Genomic DNA, 18,762 nt, shown 5'->3' with positions numbered 1-18,762 from the left:
GATTGACGGCTTTGCAGACAGCAACAGGCATGTGGAATTGGTCAGTGCTTCCCTAACTCAGGCGCTCGGCGAGTAGTGCGCCTGGGCGGTGCCCGAGGCAATCAGCCGGGAGAGGTAATCGAGCTTTTCCGGGTCCTGGTCGACAAACTTCAGCGTCACCTTCACCCAGTCGCAATCCATCTTGGCTTCCAGCGCCGCCACCGCGTGCACGTAGCCGTTGATCCGCGCGACCGAGCGATCCGCGTCCTGCTCCAGATCCAGCACGCCGCTTTCAAACACCTGCGGCAGACGCTCGCCACGGCGCACCACCACCAGCGCGTCGCGCAGGCTCAGGTGCTTGATCACACAGGCAAACTGCCCCCCGGCCAGACGCAATTGGGATTGCCCTCGTACACGCTGACCGCTGTCCTGATCGGGCGGCGGCGCTGGCTGGGCAGCACGCGGAGCGCTGGCTGGCGCTGCCGCAGAAGCTGGAGCTGGAGCTGGAGGTGAGCCGGTTTGCCGGCCTCCGGTCAAACTGGCCACCGAGCCGATCGCCGCACCGGCACTGGGCCGCGGGCGCGGCGCCTGCAGCTGGGCCAGTTTGCCGGTCCGATGCAGCGCCTTTTTGACCTTGGCAATCAGTTGCTCATTGCTGAACGGCTTGCCGATATAGTCGCTGACACCGGCCTGGATCGCCTCAACCACATTCTCCTTGTCGCCCCGGCTGGTCACCATGACAAAGGGTGTCGAGCCCTGCTCCGGCTGGGTGCGAAACCACTGCAGCAACTCAAGGCCACTCATTTCAGGCATTTCCCAATCACACAGGATCAGGTCAAACCCGGTGCGTGACAGCAGCTGCTGAGCCTTGCGCCCGTTCACCGCTTCCTCGATCTGCAAACCGGGAAAGTGGCTGCGCAGGGCCTTTTTGACCAGATCGCGGATGAAGGGGGCGTCATCCACAATCAGGACCGATACATTCGACATAAGGGCGTTATCCTCAATTGTTAGGCGTACTGTACCCCAGAGAGCCAGCGTCGCGACAATCGACGTGCAAATGGCCACCATTGACAGTGTAGCGACCTGAGCTAACGTAAGATCCGAGCAGTTACTTTCATCCTGAATCGTCGGACACCCCCAGCGGTGTCGCAGTCGTCGATACCCAACACGGAGGTGTGGGTTTTGACGAATTTAATGCAGTGGTGCGCGGCCGATAGCCGCCCATCAGCCTTACCCCGATCCTTACGTTGTTCCGATACGGCCAGCCAGCAGTTGCCGTGGTTATCCACTGCGCCTCTGACCTGACGGAGCGACACCATGCCAACGCCAAGCCCGACGACCCAGACGCCGTCACAGCGGGTGGTGGTCGAATCCATCGGCTCCGCGCGACCGGCCCTTGCCGGCCTGCTGGCCAGTCAGTTGGGGCTGCCGGCCAACCAGGTGGCCAACGCCCTGTACAAGGCCCCATCGGTTTTGCTCGAGGCGCTGCCGCAGGAGCATGCCTGTGGCCTGGCCACCATTCTGCAGCAGGCAGGCCTGGCGGTGCGGGTCGAACCCAACAGCGTGCCACGCCCCGCCGCTGCCGCGACCTTCGACATTGCCCTGTACGTCACCGAGGTGGCCGATCTGCCGGCCTGCTGCGAGCGGCTTGCACGCTTTCTCGGTTGTCTCCCTGCCGCCGTACTGGGCCTGCTGAGCAGCCCGCCCGGCGTCATCATCGGCGACGTCAGCGCCGCCACCTGCGCAGCGCTGCAGCAGCAACTGGCCGATCTCTCCGTAGAGCTGGTCTGCTCGCGGCGCGATGAAGCCCGCTATCAACTGCTGATCGAGCGCGCGCCCGGTCCGCAGCTCGACAGTCTGCTGCACGACCTGCGCCAGCTGGGAATCGCGCTCGACCCGGCGAACGATCAGCCACAGGGTACCCTCAACCACACCAACGCCCAGCAGCTGTGGCGCCGCCACCAGGCCGGCGGGGGGCTGCGTCTGCTCGATACCGCCTTTCTGCGCTACGACCTGTCACTGGAAGCCGTCGACGCCAACAGCCAGACCGAGCGTCTGCCCGAACTCGCCGGCCTGCCGGCAGCGCTTATCGACTGCGTGCTGGAGAATCTGCCGGTGGTGGTCGAAGAAGGCGTGGCCCACCCGGCGCTGCCCGCGCGTCTGCAGGCCTGGCAGGCAGCGGGCATGCCGGTACGACCACAGGTCGCCAGCCTGCGTCGCTGTCGCCTGCGGGTGCCAGCCGGCAGCCGGCTTGGGCCGGCGCTGAGCCTGCTGCAACAAAGCGGCCTGCTGCCACCCGACAGCGCCTTGCCCCGACTGCCATGGCAGTCCCCCGTGCTGCATGGCGAGCTGCTGCCACGCTGGCTGCAGCACAACTTCGAGCAACTCGACATCCCCGTTGAATGGCAGGAGCTGGATCATGAGCAGCACTGACAAAGCCCACCAGCTGCACCTGGGTATCGCCGAGCAGGGCAAGGTGCTGGCCCTGGCCGGGCGCCATGCCGACGCCCTGCAACACTATCAGGAAGCCCTGCGCATGGCGGTCAGCAGCCGCGCACCGGAGGTGTTCTTCCGCCACTACACCCAATGCGTGATGGAAAGCCTGGAGCTGAGCGGCGAGCTGGACAGCGTGCTGCGCTACTGCGATGAGGCCGAGGCCCACTACGCCCGATTGGACTCACCGCTGCCGCTGGTTGCCCGTGACCGCGCCGAGAACCTGCAACGACGTGGCTGTATCCAGCTGCGCCAGGGCCGGCTGGAAGCGGCACTGACCAGTCTGCAGCAGGCCATCGCTCTGGTGCAGCCGCCGGAGCTGCCGCTGGCCCGGGCACTGGTCGGCTGGGCCGCCCGCGGTCTGAGCATCGGTGAGCGGCAGTTACGCGACGCGCAGCAACGCCACGACTACTTCATCGTCCGCAAGGGGCTGGTCGAGCCCAAACGGGCCATCCCCCTGCCGCCCGAGCGCCTGCGCAGCGCCCATGCGGCCTCACTTGTTTGAATAACAGGAGCCAGGCATGAGTGACTACAACGGTCTTCGCCCCGGGCAGGTACTGGCCGACGCCAGCGTCGCCGACTTTATCTCCAGCCTCGGGCTCGGCATCGCCCGCGCCCAGCAGGCGCTGGATACCAACTCCATCGAACAGCTGGACGCCTTTATTCAGCCGATTCCAGGGTTGGGCGGCAAAACGCTGATCGAGATGGGCTTCAGCCCCGCCTTCTACCACTACCAGCACGCCGATATCAGTTGCTCGATGAACCTGCACCTGCGCGTGGAAGAGTCCACCGGCGTCGACTTCGGCATCAATGGCGCCTATAACAACGCCGAAACCAGCAACGACGACAGCGAAAGCAGCTCATCCAGCAGCAGCAGCGGCAGTCGCAGCGAGACGCGCAACCGCGAAGCCAGTCTGCAGATCACGGCACGGTCGGCCGGTGAGGTGCGCCTCAACGACAGCCGGGTAACGCTCACTGGCGCTGACCTGGAGAGCCGGCTGACCAGTCTGGTAGATGGGCTGGCCGGCAACGCCGACATCAGCGCCGTGGCCTTTGAGCGCAGCGAAACCCCGATCAACCCGACCACCGATGCCAGCGCACAGCAGGTCATCGTCTCGCCCAATGCCGTGGCCTTCCGCGCCTTTGGCTACGCTGGCGGCGTCATCCGCATTGCCAGCAACAGCGATACCACCTTTGTCGCCAACCCCGACACCAGCCTCAGCGTCAGCCGCTCCAACAGCGTCGCCAACTATGCGCGCAAGGTGAAAACCGCGTTCGAAGACGCCGGCTTCGAGGTCACCCACTGGCCGCCGGGCGAGGCGATCCATGAGGTGCTGTTTGATATCGACCGCCACCATATCCGCCCCGATCAGCGCGACGGCCTGCAAGAGACTGCGCAGATGCTGGCCCGCGCCGGCGTGCCCTTCCGCCTGGTCGGCCACGCCGACGCACCGGCCAGTCCCGGCTACAACCTGGGGCTGTCGCAGCGCCGGGTGGACGAGGTCGAACGTCAACTGATTGCCAACGGTGTCAACCGGACACAGATCACCTCGGCGGTCGGCGCAGGCGAAGCCGCCGCCAATCCCGGCGGCGACGAAGGTATCCCTCACGATCAGGCCCACCGTCGGGTGCAGATTTTGCTGGATGTCGACCTGCTGGTGATCGAGGGCGCCGGTGGCCAAGTGATCAGCGGCGTCGAGCCCGACCGCCGGGATCACGCCGAGTCAGCCAGCAACGGCTGGATTCACACCTTTGACGCCAATGACATGAGCGGCGTCAACGGCAAGCAGGTCAGCGCCGAGGGGCGCAGCTGGACGCTGTCCGGCAGCGCCGTCGACGGTCACGCCGCCGACAGCCCGCAGGCCTTTGCAAAAAACCTGGCCAACAGCATCAACGCCGACGCAGGCAGCCAGATCAGTGCGTCGGCCGGTGGCGCAGTCTGCAACCTGGCGCGCAAGAGCGACCCGATCCAGCTGCACCTGATCAGCAGCTCCAGCCGCGACCTGCGCATGACCAGCAGCGAGAGCATCACCATCAGCGAGCAGTTTGCCAACAGCAGCAGCGAACGCGAGACCACCCGCCGCACCGGCAACAGTACGGTTGCCTTCGGCGCCACCCTGGATGTCCGTCACGCCAAGCAATTCGAACTGGACGTCACCGGCAACTCGTCGATCTCCGCCCGACTGGTGTCGATTCCCGCGCCGCCGGAATTCCTCGACACCATCCGCAGCTATCTGGGGAGCTAGGCCATGAGCGAGACCACCACCGTTACCCGCTCGCTGGTCAGCGCGCCGCTACCGCAGATCATCGAGCGCCTCGGCCTGTCGATCGCCCAGGCCCAGGCCGCGCTGGACAACAACTCGGTCAAGGTCGCCCAGGCCATGGCCGAAACGCCGGTCGAGCTGGGCGGCCAGACCTACAACCTGCTGACGCTGGGCTTTACCCCCAGTTTCTACGCCTTCACCGAGGCCACGGTGGAAGCCAAGCTGTCGTTCAGCATGTCTGAAACCACCGAAACCTCGGTATCGGCCGGGGTCACCGCCAAGGTCAACTACGGCGTCGTCATGGTCGCTGCCAGCGTCGATGTGTCCTACGCCCGCAAGTTTTCCGTTTCCGCCGAAGGGTCCAGCTCGATAGCCGCTCGCCTGGTATCGCTGCCTGCTCCCGAGGCTTTCAATGAAGTCCTGCGGCGCCTGTACGACGACGGGCTGCCCGGAGCCGACAACTGATCCGTCGATATCCCCACAAGGAGCAACACCATGAGTATTGGACGAGAGCTGTTGAACGTGCCGATGGGCGACATGATTCGCCAGATGGCCTTTGCCATTGCCGAGGCCCAGGTCAAGCTGGATGAAAGCTCGATCGAGGTCGCCGAGATGATGGGCGGCCTGCGCACCGTGTACGACGACGAGGGCAACATCGCCTTTGACGACAGCCGGATCTTCTTCGGCCACGAGTACATGACGCCCTCCGAGGCCGATTCGCTGGTCGCCCTCGACCCCGGCTACGGCGAGATCGTCACCGCCGCCAAGAAACACCAGACCGAGAACGGCCAGATTCGCGTGCCGACCCGGCTGTCGATGCTGGAGCTGGGCTTTACCCCGGTGTTCTACAACTTTGTCGATACCATCATCGAGGTAAAAATCGCCATCAAGATCACGCGCAGCAGTGAGCGCACCCACACCTCCAGCAACAAGACCACCAAGAACCGCAACAGCAAGAAGGCCAGCGGCCTGTTCGGCAAGGTGTTCGGTGGCCGCGACAGCAACCGTTCCAGCGTCTCCACCAGCCAGGTGGATGCCACTTACGCCTCCAAGTACTCCTATTCAGCAGAAGGGTCCAGCCTGCTGCGCACCAAGCTGTCGCCGGTGCCACCGCCGCCGATTCTCGAAGAGCGCATTCGCGCCATGATGGAAGAGGCCGAAGCCCGCCGGCAACCGGCGCCCGCGCCGGAAGATGACGACTGAGGAGACGCACCATGAGTGTCGGATCAGAACTGCTCAACGCGCCTTTCCCGCTGATCGTGCGCAACCTCGGCGTGGGGATCGCCGAGGCCCAGCTGGAGCTCGACCTGGTGTCGCTGCGCATCGCACGCATGATGGCCGGCTTTCCCACCGGCAGCGACGAAGAAGAAGACGGCCCGGAGGCCCCCTACAAGGTCGAGTTCAGCAACGGCAAGTCCTACAGCCTGCTGGAGCTGGGCTTTACCCCCAGCTTCTACCAGTTTGTCGACACCGTGATCGAGCTGAAGCTGTCGATCAGCATCAACAGTGAGCGCAGCTCGACCCACAAGCGCAGCCAGGTCAAATCCAGCGCCAAGGGCGTCGGGTTACCCTTCTTCGCCGCCGGGTCAGTGAGCGCCAGCTCGGTCAGCGCCAGCTACGCCAGCAAGTACCAGTATTCGGCCGAGGGCAGCTCGGTGATGCGCACCAAGCTGGTGCCGGTGCCCGCACCGGCGATTCTGGAGGAACGTATCCGCGCCCTGATCGACGCCGAGGCCGACGAATGAGTCGCAAGACCTGGCGCGACCTGGCCCGGCAGGAAAAACGTCCGGAGCCGGCCTCCCCCAGCCCTGACCTGCAGCAGCTGGCAGGCCGGGTACCCGGCTTGCAACGCCTGCTGGCGCAACGCGACACCCTGCAACAACAGATGCGCCGCCTCGGCGGCCAGGGTGATGACAGCACATCCGTCGAGCGCGTGTACCCGGTGCCCAGCGCCAGCGAGCGGCGCGCAGAGCACGCCGCCTGGGAGCGCCAGCGCGACGGCCAGAACGCCCCGGCAGCACTGGCTCAGGTGCGTCAGGCTGCCGGCGCCGCGCGCCGCTGGCAGCAACAGCGCGAACGCCAGCAACAACAGGCCGGCAGCCGCGCCGGTCAAGCGCTGCGGCAGCAGCGAGCACTCATGCAGCGGCTGGACGAGCGGGTCGAGCAGGCGCGCAGCACCGCCCGCCAACGGCCGCGCGAGGCCATCGCTGAACCGCTGCTGCGCCCGCTGCAGGACCGCCTGGACAAGGCCTTTCAGGCGCCCTCAGCCGGCACCTCCCTGAGCGATTTCGACAACCGCTACCAACGCCGCCAGCAACGGTTGCTGGGCGTTGACACCGGCTCGCTGGAGAACCTGCAGGAGCGCGCCCAGCAATTGGCCGAGCGTCGTCAGCAGGCGCGCCGCGAGGCGCGCAAGGCCGAGCAACAACAGGAACGACAGAAGGCCCGTGCCGACGAACGCCGCCGCCAGCGCCCCCACCTGAGTACCGACTGATCAAGAGCCCTGACCATGACCCAATCCAGTAAATTCGTCGCCAACTCGGTTGAGCAGATACTGCTCGGGCTGGCCCGCGGCCTGCGCGACGCCCAGGCGGTGCTGGACGACCTGCCGCCGACCGACGCCTTTGGCCGGCCCCAGCCGGGCTATCACCTGCCGTATCTGGACTTCAACATCAAGGCCACGGTGCAGGCACAGCTGGACGCGCCCGAGGGCAGCAGCGGCCTGGCCGTGCTGCCTGGAGGCCTACGCAAGGCCAGACCCATCCCGCAGTTGCAGCTGGCGCTGCCCAATCCCAGGAAGGCGCCGAACGACGCCAGCGGCAGTACCGAGCTGATCAGCACCTTCAGCGGCCGGCTGGTGTCGATACCACCCAGCAATGCGCTCCCGGTGGTGCGCCTGGCTGCACGCAGTCTGGTCAAACAGCCGACCAAGCCGCGCGAGCAACAACTGCTGGTCACCCTGTCCAACAGCGCCGGTCAGCTGATCAGCGATGCCGCCGTCGAACTCAATCTGGACATCGACGCCAGCCTGGCGCTAAGCGAGGCTGCCGGGGCCAGCGGCCTGACCGCCGAGCAGGTGCGCAACGGCCTGCAGCTGAACGAGCGGCTGCTGATGACCGACCAGCAGGGCAGCGCCACTTGCGACCTGACGCTAGCAGCCGGATTACCTGCCAGCACCCAGCTGGTGCTGCTGGTCAGCAGCGGCGCCACCCTGACCCAGCTCATCCTGACCCCATAGGATTCAACCCATGCAATGGAGCATTACCGGCACCCTCTTCGAGCCCGACGGCAAGGCCGCCAGCGGTCAGGTGGAGATTCAAACCTTCGAGCTGGCCCGCAGCCAATGGCGCACCGTCGCCAAGGCGCGGCTTGATGCCAAGGGAGACTTTGCCATCAATCTCAACCTCGGCGACGGCCCGCAACTACCGGCCGTGCGCCTGTGCGAAACAGTCAAGGCCAGGGAGACGCCTCGCGTACTGGCCGAAGGCGCGCTGGTGCAGGTCGAACCCGGCAAACGCATTCACCTGGCGTTCGGCGATATCGAACGCCTGGGCGACGAGGCGATTGCCCGGCGCGAACGCAGCGCGCCCTTCAGCGCCGCCGACGACTACCTGCTGGCCGGTACGCCCCGCGCCGTGGCCCAGCTCGCCGTCAACATGGCCGCGCTGCGCGTGAGTCCGCAGTTGGCCGTCCGCGCCCAGCCGGCCAGTACACAACTCAAGACCCAGGCCGCACTCAGCAAACAGCTGGAAGCCCAGTCGGTTGAGCTGAACCAGAAGGTACTGCTGATCAACAACCTGGAACGCGAGAAGCAAAGCCATGCCAACGAGCTGAAACAGGCGCAGCTGAAGATCAGCACCCTGGAAAAGCAGCTCAAGGACAAGCCCGCCGCCGCCGGCAACGAACAGATTGAACTGGCAACCCAGCAAATCCGGCTCAACCTGAGTGAGCAGATTCTCAGGCAAGCCACCGAGTTCGAGCTGAAGGAGAGCGACCTGCAGCGCACCCTGAACCTGCGCAATCTGGAGATAGCCCAGTTCTCCGAGCGCATTCGCGACCTGACCAAGGCGTCGCGCGAAGCGGCTGAGGAAGCAGCCCGCGCTCGCGAGGAAAGCGAGGACCTAAAGGCGCAGCTGGACACCCAGGTTGACGCCGACCAGCTGTACGGCAACATCGCTCGCCAGCTGCAGCAGGCCCAGAGCCAACTCAGCAAGGATGGCGTGCCCTATCGCCTGGGTCGCGTCTCGCTCAATCTCAAGACCCTGGTCACCGGCAACAGCCTGACCCTGCCCACCCTCTCCGACCTGAAGAACAAAGGCAGCTCAGGGCTGTTCACCGATGTGTCGCTGGAATATTTGCCGGACGGCGACGAGCCAGCCGACGACGCCCCGTCAGGCATCACCGTGCCGGACTTCAGCGACCTGACCGAAACCCTGGCGCGACGCCTGGCCCGCGACCTGGGTCTGGAGCTGGAAGCGGCCTACCAGAGCATTGGCGACAGCGGCCAGCCGGTCGGTCAGGCGATCCGCCAGGTGCCGGCCAAAGGCACTGAAGTGACACTCGGCGAACGTGTACTGGTGGTATTCACTCAACCCTGAAGGACAGCCCCATGCCCACCATCAAGGAACTGGTCAGCGATGTCATGGCAGCCCCTATCGGCGAGCTTATTGCTGCCGTCGGTCAAGGCGTTGCCGAAGCGCAGCAGGCGCTGGACCGCGGCTCGCTGGCGCAAATACTGGACATCTACAGCCACGCCGACAGCGAGGAACTCAAACTGCTGCAGCAGATCGGCTATCAACCGACCTTCTACGCTCTGCCGGAAACCACTGGCGAGATTCAGGTCGCCCTCAGTCTCAGCGGACAGCAGACGCCGACAGCCAGCCCGGCGCCAAAACAGCTGAAAACACGCTCACTGGCCAGCCACCTGCGTACCAGCCTGCCGACCGCCCGCGTGTACGCCGCCCCGGTCAATGCCGACTTGACCAACCGCTACGGCTTTCAGGCCAATGCCGCGGCCAAGATTCAGTTCAAGATTGTCCCCATCCCGGCCCCCGGCCAGGCCAGCGACATCCGTGTGGCGCCCAATCTGACGGGGATGCAACTGGCGGCCGCCGAACAGCTCGGCAACCAGCTGGACATCAGCCTGGAGGTCGTCGACCAGCAGGGCGACCCTATAGCCAACCCTGCGGCCAACGCCAAGATCAGCGCCCAGCAGCCAGAGGCAGGGGAAATCATGCTCGCCGGCGCGGTCATACAGGTCGAGCTGTAGTTAGGGCCTACAGACCCTAGTGGACACGCATAAAAAAACCCGCTCGGCAGCGAGCGGGTTTTGCATCTTAACGGTCGGGCACAGGCCCGACCAATCAACTCAGCGCGGAGCCATCACAGCTCGCCGCGCAGCGCCTTGAGGAAGATCGCCTGATACTGGGCGGCGTCATAACGCTGCGGGTTGGTCTTGCCGGCCACGTCCTTGGCCGACATGGCACCGATGGTCTCGGCCTGGGCGTCATCGATATTGATCTCGGCCAGGGTATGCGGAATACCCAGTTCAGCGCGCAGATCCAGAATCCAGTCCAGCATGCCATCGAAGTTCTGCTTCGGCAGGTCGAGGTAGCGAGCGGCACGCGCCATTTCGTCTTCGATCACCGGACGGTTGGCTTGCAGCATGTAAGGCATGACAATCGCGTTCAGCAGACCGTGGTGCGCATCGTAAACGGCGCCCAGACTATGGGATACCGCGTGGATACCGCCCAGACCACGCTGGAAGGCTACCGCACCCATGCTGGAGGCCACCTGCATCTGCAGACGGGCGTCGATATCATCACCCTGCTTGGTGGCGCGTGGCAGGAAATCCTTGACCAGGCGCATGCCTTCCAGCGCGATACCCTCAGCCATCGGGTGGTAAACCGGGGCACAGAACGCCTCAACGTTGTGTGCCAGCGCATCCATACCGGTCGCAGCGGTCAGCTTGGCCGGCAGGCCGACAGTCAGCTCCGGGTCCAGGATGACGATGGCGGGGACCATCTTCTGGTGGAAAATGACGCGTTTGACGTGGCTTTCATCGTCGGTGATGACCACCGCCTGGCCTACTTCGGAGCCGGTACCGGCAGTGGTGGGCACCGCCACCACCGGCAGCATCTTGCTGGCGTCGACAGTACCGGGGCCAGCGTCCCACAGCGTGCATTCCTGATGCGCGACCAACGCGATGGCCTTGGCCGCATCAATCGCCGAGCCGCCGCCAAAGGCAATCACACCATCGTGCTGGCCCGCTTTCAGCGCGGCGACACCGTCCGTTACGTTGCCGCCGGTGGGGTTACCCTTCACGCCGCTGAACAGGCCAACCTGCAGGCCCGCATCACGGCATAGTTGCAGCGCCGCCTCAACCATCGGCAACGCGGCCAGCCCTGGGTCGGTGACCAGCAACGGAGACGTCATGCCCAACTGCCGGCAGGCCTTGGGCAGCTCACTGATACGACCGGCCCCTACGCGTATGCCGGTAGGGTAGTGCCAGTTCATGCTGTAGGACTTGATCTCCATGCTATCTCCGAATCTCTCAGGTTTATTGTGGGTGCAGGTGCGCGTCGCGGCCCGCATTCTTGTGTGAATCTTCGGTTGCGGGCAGACACAAGATACAAAATGAAATTATGTCCCGCAATGTACTCAAAGTTACGACTTTTGTGCTGACACTCTGCGACAAATAGGCACTTGTCAAAGCACCATGGCCGGTCCATCTTGATGAAAGCAACAGCACCTTCACAACGACACAAGCAGGACCACCTGCAACCATGGCCCGTGAGGAACACCGATGAAACGCTTTATGATCACTGCCCTCAGCGCTGCCGCGCTGCTCAGCTCTGGCTCCCTGTTCGCCACAGACGGCGAGACCCTGTACAAGACCAAGGCCTGCGTGGCCTGCCATCAGATCGATACCAAGGTCGTCGGCCCGTCCTACAAGGACGTGGCTGCCAAGTATGCCGGGCAGGACGGTGCGGTGGAAACCGTCGCCGGCCACATCAAGAACGGCGTGTCCGGCATTTGGGGGCCGATTCCGATGCCGGCCAACCAGGTAACCGACGAAGAAGCCCGTATTCTGGCCGAGTGGGTGCTCAGCCAGTAATAACAAAACTCCAACAAAAAACCCGCCGATTGGCGGGTTTTTTGTTGGCTGATGCCCGACTCACTCGTCGGCATTGCCTTCTTTTTTGACTTCGGCTTCCATACGTTTGAGGCCGATGTGACGCACATCGGTACCCTTGACCAGGTAGATGACGTGCTCGGCCACGTTGCGCGCATGGTCACCGACCCGCTCCAGTGAACGCAGCACCCAGAGGATGTTGAGCACCCGGCCGATGGAGCGCGGGTCTTCCATCATAAAGGTGACCATTTCACGCATGGCGGTCTTGTACTCCTGGTCCACCGCCTTGTCTTCGCGAGCAACCGAGAAGGCCTGCTCGGTGTCCATGCGCGCAAAGGCATCCAGCGCCTCCTGCACCATGCGACGCACGTGGTGGCCAATATGGCGGCACTCGACATAGCCACGCGGCGCCTGACCGTCCTCGGCCAGATCGCGGGCACGCTTGGCGATCTTCGAGGCTTCGTCGCCGATGCGTTCCAGATCGACAATGATCTTGCTGATGCTGACCACCAGGCGCAGATCGCTGGCCGCCGGCTGACGCCGCGCCAGGATGCGCAGACATTCCTGGTCGATGTCCAGCTCCATCTGGTTGATGGCGTTATCCTTCTCGCGCACCTGCTGCGCCAGCTTGGCATCGCCCTCGATCAGGGCAACGATGGCGTCATTGATCTGTTTCTCGACCAGACCGCCCATCTCCAGCAACTGGGTGCGAATTTCCTCGAGTTCGTCGTTGAACTGCTGGGAAATGTGCTGATTGAACAATTCTTTATCTGAGGGCATGGCGCAGCGCTCCCGGGTTAACCGTAACGGCCGGTGATGTAGTCTTCCGTCTGTTTCTTCGACGGGTTGGTAAACAGCGTGTTGGTGTCACCAAATTCGATCAGTTCACCCATGTACATAAAGGCAGTGTAGTCCGACACGCGGGCTGCCTGCTGCATGTTGTGGGTCACGATGACGATGGTGAACTTGGTTTTCAGCTCGTTGATCAGCTCTTCGATCTTCAGCGTGGAGATCGGGTCCAGCGCCGAGGCCGGCTCGTCGAGCAGCAGCACTTCCGGCTCGACCGCGATGGTGCGGGCGATACACAGACGCTGCTGCTGACCACCGGACATGCCCAGGGCCGACTCGTTCAGACGGTCCTTGACCTCGTCCCACAGGGCCGCGCCCTTGAGCGCCCATTCGACCACTTCATCCAGCGTGCGCTTGTTGTTTACGCCCTGAATGCGCAGACCGTAGGCGACGTTTTCGTAGATCGATTTGGGGAAGGGGTTGGGTTTCTGAAACACCATGCCAACGCGGCGACGCAGCTCGGTCACGTTGACGTCCTTGCCGTAGATGTCCTTGCCGTCGAGCAGAATCTGGCCGTCCACGCGGCAGCTGTCGACCAGATCGTTCATCCGGTTGAAGCAGCGCAGCAGGGTGGACTTGCCGCAGCCGCTGGGGCCGATAAACGCGGTCACGCGGTTGCGCGGAATCTTGATGCTGACGTCGTGCAGCGCCTGCTTGGTATCGTAGAACAGCGAGAGGCCAGGCACTTCCAGCGCGATGGACTCCTTGTCCATGTTCAGCTCCTGCTGAGAGCGGCCCAGGGCGCTCATATCCATTGCATGGGTCTTGGTCGTATTAGACATAGTCGTGCGTCCGCATAGAGAGGGTTATCAGTTTTCCAGTGCCTTGTACTTTTCGCGCAGATGGTTGCGGATAGAGACCGCTGCAAAGTTCAGCGCAGCGATAACACCCACCAGCAACAGCGCGGTGGCGTACACCAGCGGACGAGCCGCTTCGACGTTGGGGCTCTGGAAGCCGACGTCATAGATGTGGAAGCCCAGGTGCATGAACTTCTGGTCCAGGTGCAGATAAGGGTAGTTGCCGTTGACCGGCAGGGTCGGTGCCAGCTTGACCACCCCCACCAGCATCAGCGGCGCCACCTCACCGGCGGCGCGAGCCACGGCGAGAATCAGGCCGGTCATCATGGCCGGACTGGACATGGGCAGAATCACCTTCCACAGGGTTTCCGACTTGGTCGCACCTAACGCCAGCGAGCCTTCCCGCAGCGAGCGCGGAATCCGGGTCAGGCCTTCTTCGGTGGCCACGATCACCACCGGCACGGTCAGCAGCGCCAGGGTCAGCGACGCCCAGAGCATACCGCCCGTGCCCAGGGTCGGCGACGGTAGCGCCTCCGGGAAGAACAGCTGGTCGATGCTGCCACCAAGCAGATAGATGAAAAAGCCCAGACCAAACACGCCGTAAACGATTGAGGGGACACCGGCGAGGTTGTTCACCGCGATGCGAATGGTGCGAGTCACCACCCCCTGCTTGGCGTATTCACGCAGATAAACCGCAGCCAGTACACCGAACGGGGTAACGATGATCGACATCAGCAGCACCATCATCACGGTGCCGAAGATCGCCGGGAACACACCACCCTCGGTGTTGGCTTCACGCGGCTCGTCGCTGACAAACTCCCACAATTTGCTGAAGTAGTGGCCGATCTTCGCGCCCACGCCCATGGCATTGGGTCGGAACACGCGCACGATCTTGCCCAGGCTGACGTCAACCTCACGACCATCCATCGAGCGCAGATGCACGCTGTCGCGGTTGAACTCGCGGTACAGGCCCACCAGTTGCGTTTCCAGCTCGGCGTACAGGTCATGCTGCACCTTGCGCTCGGCGTCCAGCTCAGCCTGCAGCTCCGGGGTCAGAGCGTTGTCCAGTTCCAGACCACGCTCGCGCAGACGGATGCGCTCCAGCTGGGAGTTGATTTTGCCAATGGCACCGGTTTCCAGCGCGTGGATATCGCTGTAGATCTCCAGCGCACGGTCCACCGCCGGCTGCAGCGCTTGCCATGCCTGATCACCTTCGGCGATCACCTTGCCGTCCTGTTTGACCTGCTGGACGTAGCCGTAGAAGTTGCCCCACTCACGCCGCTCAACCACCACGATGTCTTCGGGATAGCGCTCGTCTGTCAGCCAATCGGCGACAATCCAGCGGAAATCGGCACCATTCAGGTCACGGTTGCCCACCTTGAGCAATTCGCGCTCCATGAACTCGGTCTTCTCCGGGTCCACCGGCAGGCCGGCACTGTGCAGACGCTCGGTTGGCACCTGCTCACGGGTAGTTACCTCGCCGATCAGCGTGATGGCGGGCTGACCCGGGATGGTGTACTCGGCTTCGACCACATCGGCTGGCCAGAAGTGGCTCAGACCACGCACCGCGATCATCGCCAGCAGACCGAGCGTCATGATCACCGCAATCGCGACCGCGCCGCCGTTCATCCAGATCCAGGGGGCGCCGGATTTGAACCAGGTTGTGAAGTTACCTTGTTTCACTGTCTCGATTCCCCTGCTTAGAGTGACGCGTATTTCTTGCGCAGACGCTGACGAATCAGTTCTGCGGCCGTGTTCATCAGGAAGGTGAAGCTCAGCAGCACCAGCGCAGCGAGGAACAGCAATCGGTAATGGGTACTACCCACTTCGGACTCCGGCATCTCTACCGCGATGTTGGCCGACAGCGTGCGCATACCCTCGAAGATGTTCCAGTCCATGATCGGCGTGTTGCCGGTGGCCATCAGTACGATCATGGTTTCACCCACGGCGCGACCCATCCCGATCATCACCGCTGAGAAGATGCCCGGGCTGGCGGTCAGGATGACCACGCGGCTAAGGGTCTGCCAGGGCGAGGCGCCCAGCGCCAGCGAGCCTTGAGTCAGGTGGCGCGGCACGCTGAAGACCGCATCTTCGGCAATCGAGAAGATGGTCGGAATCACCGCAAAGCCCATGGCCAGACCCACGACCAGCGAGTTGCGCTGGTCAAAGTTGATGCCCATGTCGCGGGTCAGGAACACGCGCATGTCACCACCGAAGAACCAGGCCTCGATATACACACTCATGGTGAAGCAGAACCAGCCCAGCACGATCAGCACCGGGATCAGCAGCGCCGCCTCCCAGCCGTCGGGCACGCGCTGGCGCAGCTTGGGTGGCGCCAGACTCCACAGGTAGGCAAACAGGATGAAGACAATCGGCGTGAGAATCAGCAGCGAAACGATGCCCGGCAGGTTGTCTTCCAGCAGCGGCGCCAGCCAGAGACCGGCCAGAAAGCCCAGAATCACGGTCGGCAGCGCTTCCATCAGTTCGATCACCGGCTTGACCTTGCGGCGCATCGCCGGCGCCATGAAGTACGCGGTATAGACCGCTGCAGCGATGGCAATCGGGGTCGCCAGCAGCATCGCGTAGAACGCGGCCTTCAGCGTACCGAAGGTCAGCGGCGCCAGGCTCAGCTTGGGCTCGAACTCGGAGGTCGCCGAGGTGGACTGCCAGACGTAATCAGGCTCGGGGTAGCTCTCGTACCAGACCTTGCCCCACAGAGAACTCCAGGATACTTCCGGGTGTTCGTTGTGCACGTCCCAGTAGCTCAGCTGGCCATCGTCATGCTCGACCAGCAGGTGGTCGGCACGCGGACCGATGGCAAAGGCTTGTACCTGCTCACCGCCAAGCGGTTCGACCAGCAGGTTATTGTGTGCGGTGGAGTTGTAAACGCCCAGTTGCCCCTCGGCATCCAGGCTGAGGAATACCTTGCGGCGCTCTTCCGGCTGGATCAGGGCAATGGCGTTGCCCTCCTGCTGGTCAAAGCCGCGCACCCGGGTCAGTTGCGGGTTGCCATTGCCACGCACCATAAACCACTGCGCCAGGCCACCACTGCTGTCGCCGATAATCAGCGAGATGCCGCCCAGCATGAGACTGGCCGAGGTCACCGACTTGCCGGTGCCTTCCAGCACGCGGTAGCGGCCATTCAGCTCGCCGCCCTTACGCAGCGCCAGCACGTCAACATACTGCTCGCCATTGACCACATACATCCACTGCCGCAGCGGGTCGATCAGAATCTGGCGTACGTCGCCGCTCGCCGCTTCCAGCGTCAGCGCGCGCTCGTTGCGGGTTTCCGCACCGGTCATCAGGTTGCGGGTCACGCTTACCGTGGTGCCCACCAGCTCACGGCCGACGCTGGCAGCCAGCACCAGACCATCGCTGTCGCTGCTCATGGCCACCTGGCTCAGCGCGCGGCCCTGCTCATCCAGGGTGATCGGCGCATCGCCATAGGGAAAGGCCAGGCTCGGGGTAATCAGGCGCACATCATCGGGATAGGTCACCTTGTAGTTGTGCTGGGCAATCAGCACCTGGCCATTGCTCAGGCCGACGACAAAGCGACGGGAATTGGGGGTTTCGACGCTGAAGCTGGTCACTTCCACGCCAGCCGGAATCGGCAATTGCTGCTGCAGAACCGGTTGCCCGTCCTGCGCCTTGAAGAAACTCACCTGACCACTGCGGGCCACGCGGATAGCTACCTCACCCTGCTCCTCCATCGCCAGCATCAACGGCGGGTCGTTGGCTTGCACCCAGCTGGCGCTGTAGCGCTCCTGCTCTTCAATCTCGGCACCACCAAACAGCGGCAGCACTTCGTACAGCAGGTAAAGGAAGATCAACAGAACGGCCACAATGACGCCCAGACCACCCACCGCAACATACCAGCGGGTGAGATGGTCCTTGAAATGACGCGCTGCACGGTGGCGTTGCATCGCTGGCGTATTGAAGTCCAGGCGAGAGTTCTTGGGTGGGGATTGAGTAGTCATGGCGCACACCCTACAGGGTCAATATGACGGATTGGTTACAGCCAGGTGACGGCAAAAAAGGGGCGTGTCGTCGACACACCCCTTTTTCTGGCATCCGTGCCGAAAAGCTGCTGCTTAGAAGCCCAGTTCCTGATGGACGTTGTCCACGGCACGCTTGGGCATCGGCACATAACCGTCCTTGAAGACCACTTCCTGGCCTTGCTTGGACAGCATCATCTTGACGAACTCGCGCTCCAGCGGAGCCAGCTCGCCATTCGGCGCCTTGTTCACGTAAACGTAGAGGAAGCGCGACAGTGGGTAGGTACCGGCGATGGCGTTCTCTTCGTTGGCTTCGATGAAGGGTTGGCCTTCCTCAGCTGCCAGCGGAACAGCGCGAACGCTGGAGGTCTTGTAACCCAGACCGGAGTAACCAACGGCGTTCAGCGACTGGCTGACAGACTGAACAACAGAGGCAGAACCGGGCTGCTCGTTCACGCCGCTGCGGAAGTCACCTTTGCACAGTGCGTTTTCTTTGAAGTAACCGTAGGTGCCGGAAACCGAGTTACGGCCGTACAGCTGAATGTCACGGTCAGCCCAGGCGCCGGTCAGACCCAGCTTGCCCCAAGTGTCCAGATCTTCGCCGCCGCACAGACGGGTAGCAGAGAAGATGCCGTCAACCTGAGCCATGGTCAGGCCTTCGATCGGGTTGTCTTTGTGTGCGAAGACAGCCAGGGCATCGATGGCAACCGGAATAGCGGTCGGCTTGTAGCCATAGCGCTCTTCGAAAGCCTGGATTTCGCTGTCTTTCATCATGCGGCTCATCGGAGCCAGGTTCGACGTACCTTCAGTCAGTGCCGGCGGCGCAGTGGAAGAACCAGCAGCCTGGATCTGCACGTTGACGTTGGGGTACATACGCTTAAATTCTTCGGCCCACAGGGTCATCATGTTGGCCAGAGTATCGGAACCAACGCTGGACAGATTGCCGGATACGCCACCAACGCGCTGGTAGTCTTCCAGCGCCGGGTCAACGGCGGCGAAGCTGGTGCCGGCGACCAGGCCGGTAGCAGCGAAGGTAACGGCAGCGAACAAGCGCTTGAGTTTCATGTCATTCTCCTGTTGAGGTAGTGTTTGCAACACGCGACTCAGTATCAGAGCGGGTTGTGACAACTCTATTCACGAATTATGACAATTGTGTGAAGCGCAGAATTTGCAGCAGAACGCTGCCAGACAATGATTGAGAGGCAGGCGGCAATCCCTTACCATAGGCGGCTTGCCGCGTAACGGGCTCG

Annotated in this window: 18 protein-coding genes; 11 read left to right on the top strand and 7 right to left on the bottom strand. The window is 63.2% G+C overall.

The annotated features are described in order from the left end of the window. Positions 1-57 precede the first annotated feature (57 nt). Positions 58-966, bottom strand: coding sequence for a response regulator (locus ASB58_RS17550; RefSeq protein WP_118131776.1), 909 nt, complete (start codon positions 964-966; stop codon positions 58-60). 330 nt (positions 967-1,296) lie between these two features. Here ASB58_RS17550 and ASB58_RS17545 point away from each other — a divergent pair, with 330 nt between their 5' ends. Genes ASB58_RS17545 through ASB58_RS17500 form a run of 10 tightly spaced genes read left to right on the top strand, consistent with a single transcriptional unit; the run spans position 1,297 to position 10,005 of the window. After that, entirely contained in the window at positions 1,297-2,412 is a 1,116-nt protein-coding gene (locus ASB58_RS17545; RefSeq protein ID WP_118131775.1) for a hypothetical protein, read from the top strand. Continuing rightward, positions 2,399-2,977, top strand: a complete 579-nt coding sequence (locus tag ASB58_RS17540) for a peptidylprolyl isomerase (protein ID WP_118131774.1) — start codon at positions 2,399-2,401, stop codon at positions 2,975-2,977. Before ASB58_RS17545 ends, ASB58_RS17540 begins: the two co-directional genes overlap by 14 nt. A gap of 16 nt (positions 2,978-2,993) precedes the next feature. Beyond that, complete coding sequence (locus tag ASB58_RS17535; protein WP_118131773.1) at positions 2,994-4,718, top strand: OmpA family protein; 1,725 nt, start codon at positions 2,994-2,996, stop codon at positions 4,716-4,718. Positions 4,719-4,721: 3 nt separating this feature from the next. Beyond that, positions 4,722-5,201 carry a hypothetical protein gene (locus ASB58_RS17530; protein ID WP_083723893.1) on the top strand — a complete coding sequence of 160 codons (480 nt, stop codon included), beginning with the start codon at positions 4,722-4,724 and terminating at the stop codon, positions 5,199-5,201. 30 nt (positions 5,202-5,231) lie between these two features. Beyond that, a complete protein-coding gene (locus tag ASB58_RS17525) occupies positions 5,232-5,939 on the top strand; it encodes a hypothetical protein (RefSeq protein ID WP_202974654.1) in 708 nt (235 codons plus the stop codon). A gap of 11 nt (positions 5,940-5,950) precedes the next feature. Further along, positions 5,951-6,481, top strand: a complete 531-nt coding sequence (locus ASB58_RS17520) for a hypothetical protein (RefSeq protein WP_083723891.1) — start codon at positions 5,951-5,953, stop codon at positions 6,479-6,481. Continuing rightward, complete coding sequence (locus ASB58_RS17515) at positions 6,478-7,230, top strand: hypothetical protein (RefSeq protein WP_118131772.1); 753 nt, start codon at positions 6,478-6,480, stop codon at positions 7,228-7,230. Before ASB58_RS17520 ends, ASB58_RS17515 begins: the two co-directional genes overlap by 4 nt. Positions 7,231-7,245: 15 nt before the next feature. Beyond that, entirely contained in the window at positions 7,246-7,974 is a 729-nt protein-coding gene (locus tag ASB58_RS17510; RefSeq protein ID WP_096004865.1) for a hypothetical protein, read from the top strand. Positions 7,975-7,984: 10 nt separating this feature from the next. Next, positions 7,985-9,334 (top strand): PASTA domain-containing protein, encoded by a 1,350-nt coding sequence (locus ASB58_RS17505; protein ID WP_118131771.1) that lies wholly within the window; start codon positions 7,985-7,987, stop codon positions 9,332-9,334. Positions 9,335-9,345: 11 nt separating this feature from the next. Continuing rightward, a complete protein-coding gene (locus ASB58_RS17500) occupies positions 9,346-10,005 on the top strand; it encodes a PASTA domain-containing protein (protein ID WP_118131770.1) in 660 nt (219 codons plus the stop codon). A gap of 113 nt (positions 10,006-10,118) precedes the next feature. Here ASB58_RS17500 and ASB58_RS17495 read toward each other — a convergent pair whose 3' ends face one another. Then, entirely contained in the window at positions 10,119-11,273 is a 1,155-nt protein-coding gene (locus ASB58_RS17495; protein WP_118131769.1) for an iron-containing alcohol dehydrogenase, read from the bottom strand. Between the two features lie 280 nt (positions 11,274-11,553). On the opposite strand from ASB58_RS17495, the gene ASB58_RS17490 reads away from it, so the two are divergent. Next, entirely contained in the window at positions 11,554-11,853 is a 300-nt protein-coding gene (locus tag ASB58_RS17490) for a c-type cytochrome (RefSeq protein WP_407920690.1), read from the top strand. 60 nt (positions 11,854-11,913) lie between these two features. Here the strand turns inward: ASB58_RS17490 and phoU are convergent, their stop codons facing one another. The 5 genes from phoU to ASB58_RS17465 all read right to left on the bottom strand — a co-directional run bounded on the left by phoU (position 11,914) and on the right by ASB58_RS17465 (position 18,577). Further along, entirely contained in the window at positions 11,914-12,651 is a 738-nt protein-coding gene (gene phoU / locus ASB58_RS17485) for a phosphate signaling complex protein PhoU (RefSeq protein WP_118131768.1), read from the bottom strand. A 17-nt stretch (positions 12,652-12,668) separates the two neighbouring features. Further along, positions 12,669-13,502 (bottom strand): phosphate ABC transporter ATP-binding protein PstB, encoded by an 834-nt coding sequence (pstB, locus tag ASB58_RS17480; RefSeq protein WP_096004871.1) that lies wholly within the window; start codon positions 13,500-13,502, stop codon positions 12,669-12,671. Between the two features lie 27 nt (positions 13,503-13,529). After that, positions 13,530-15,146 carry a phosphate ABC transporter permease PstA gene (pstA, locus tag ASB58_RS17475; protein WP_096004872.1) on the bottom strand — a complete coding sequence of 539 codons (1,617 nt, stop codon included), beginning with the start codon at positions 15,144-15,146 and terminating at the stop codon, positions 13,530-13,532. Positions 15,147-15,217: 71 nt separating this feature from the next. After that, positions 15,218-17,494 carry an ABC transporter permease subunit gene (locus ASB58_RS17470; RefSeq protein ID WP_118131767.1) on the bottom strand — a complete coding sequence of 759 codons (2,277 nt, stop codon included), beginning with the start codon at positions 17,492-17,494 and terminating at the stop codon, positions 15,218-15,220. 114 nt (positions 17,495-17,608) lie between these two features. Further along, entirely contained in the window at positions 17,609-18,577 is a 969-nt protein-coding gene (locus ASB58_RS17465) for a PstS family phosphate ABC transporter substrate-binding protein (protein WP_118131766.1), read from the bottom strand. Positions 18,578-18,762 lie beyond the last annotated feature (185 nt).

Source organism: Pseudomonas abyssi, assembly GCF_003444685.1.
GTDB classification, from domain to species: domain Bacteria; phylum Pseudomonadota; class Gammaproteobacteria; order Pseudomonadales; family Pseudomonadaceae; genus Halopseudomonas; species Halopseudomonas abyssi.
Note: the sequence above shows the minus strand (reverse complement) of the source record. Positions and strands in the feature narration are given on the sequence as shown.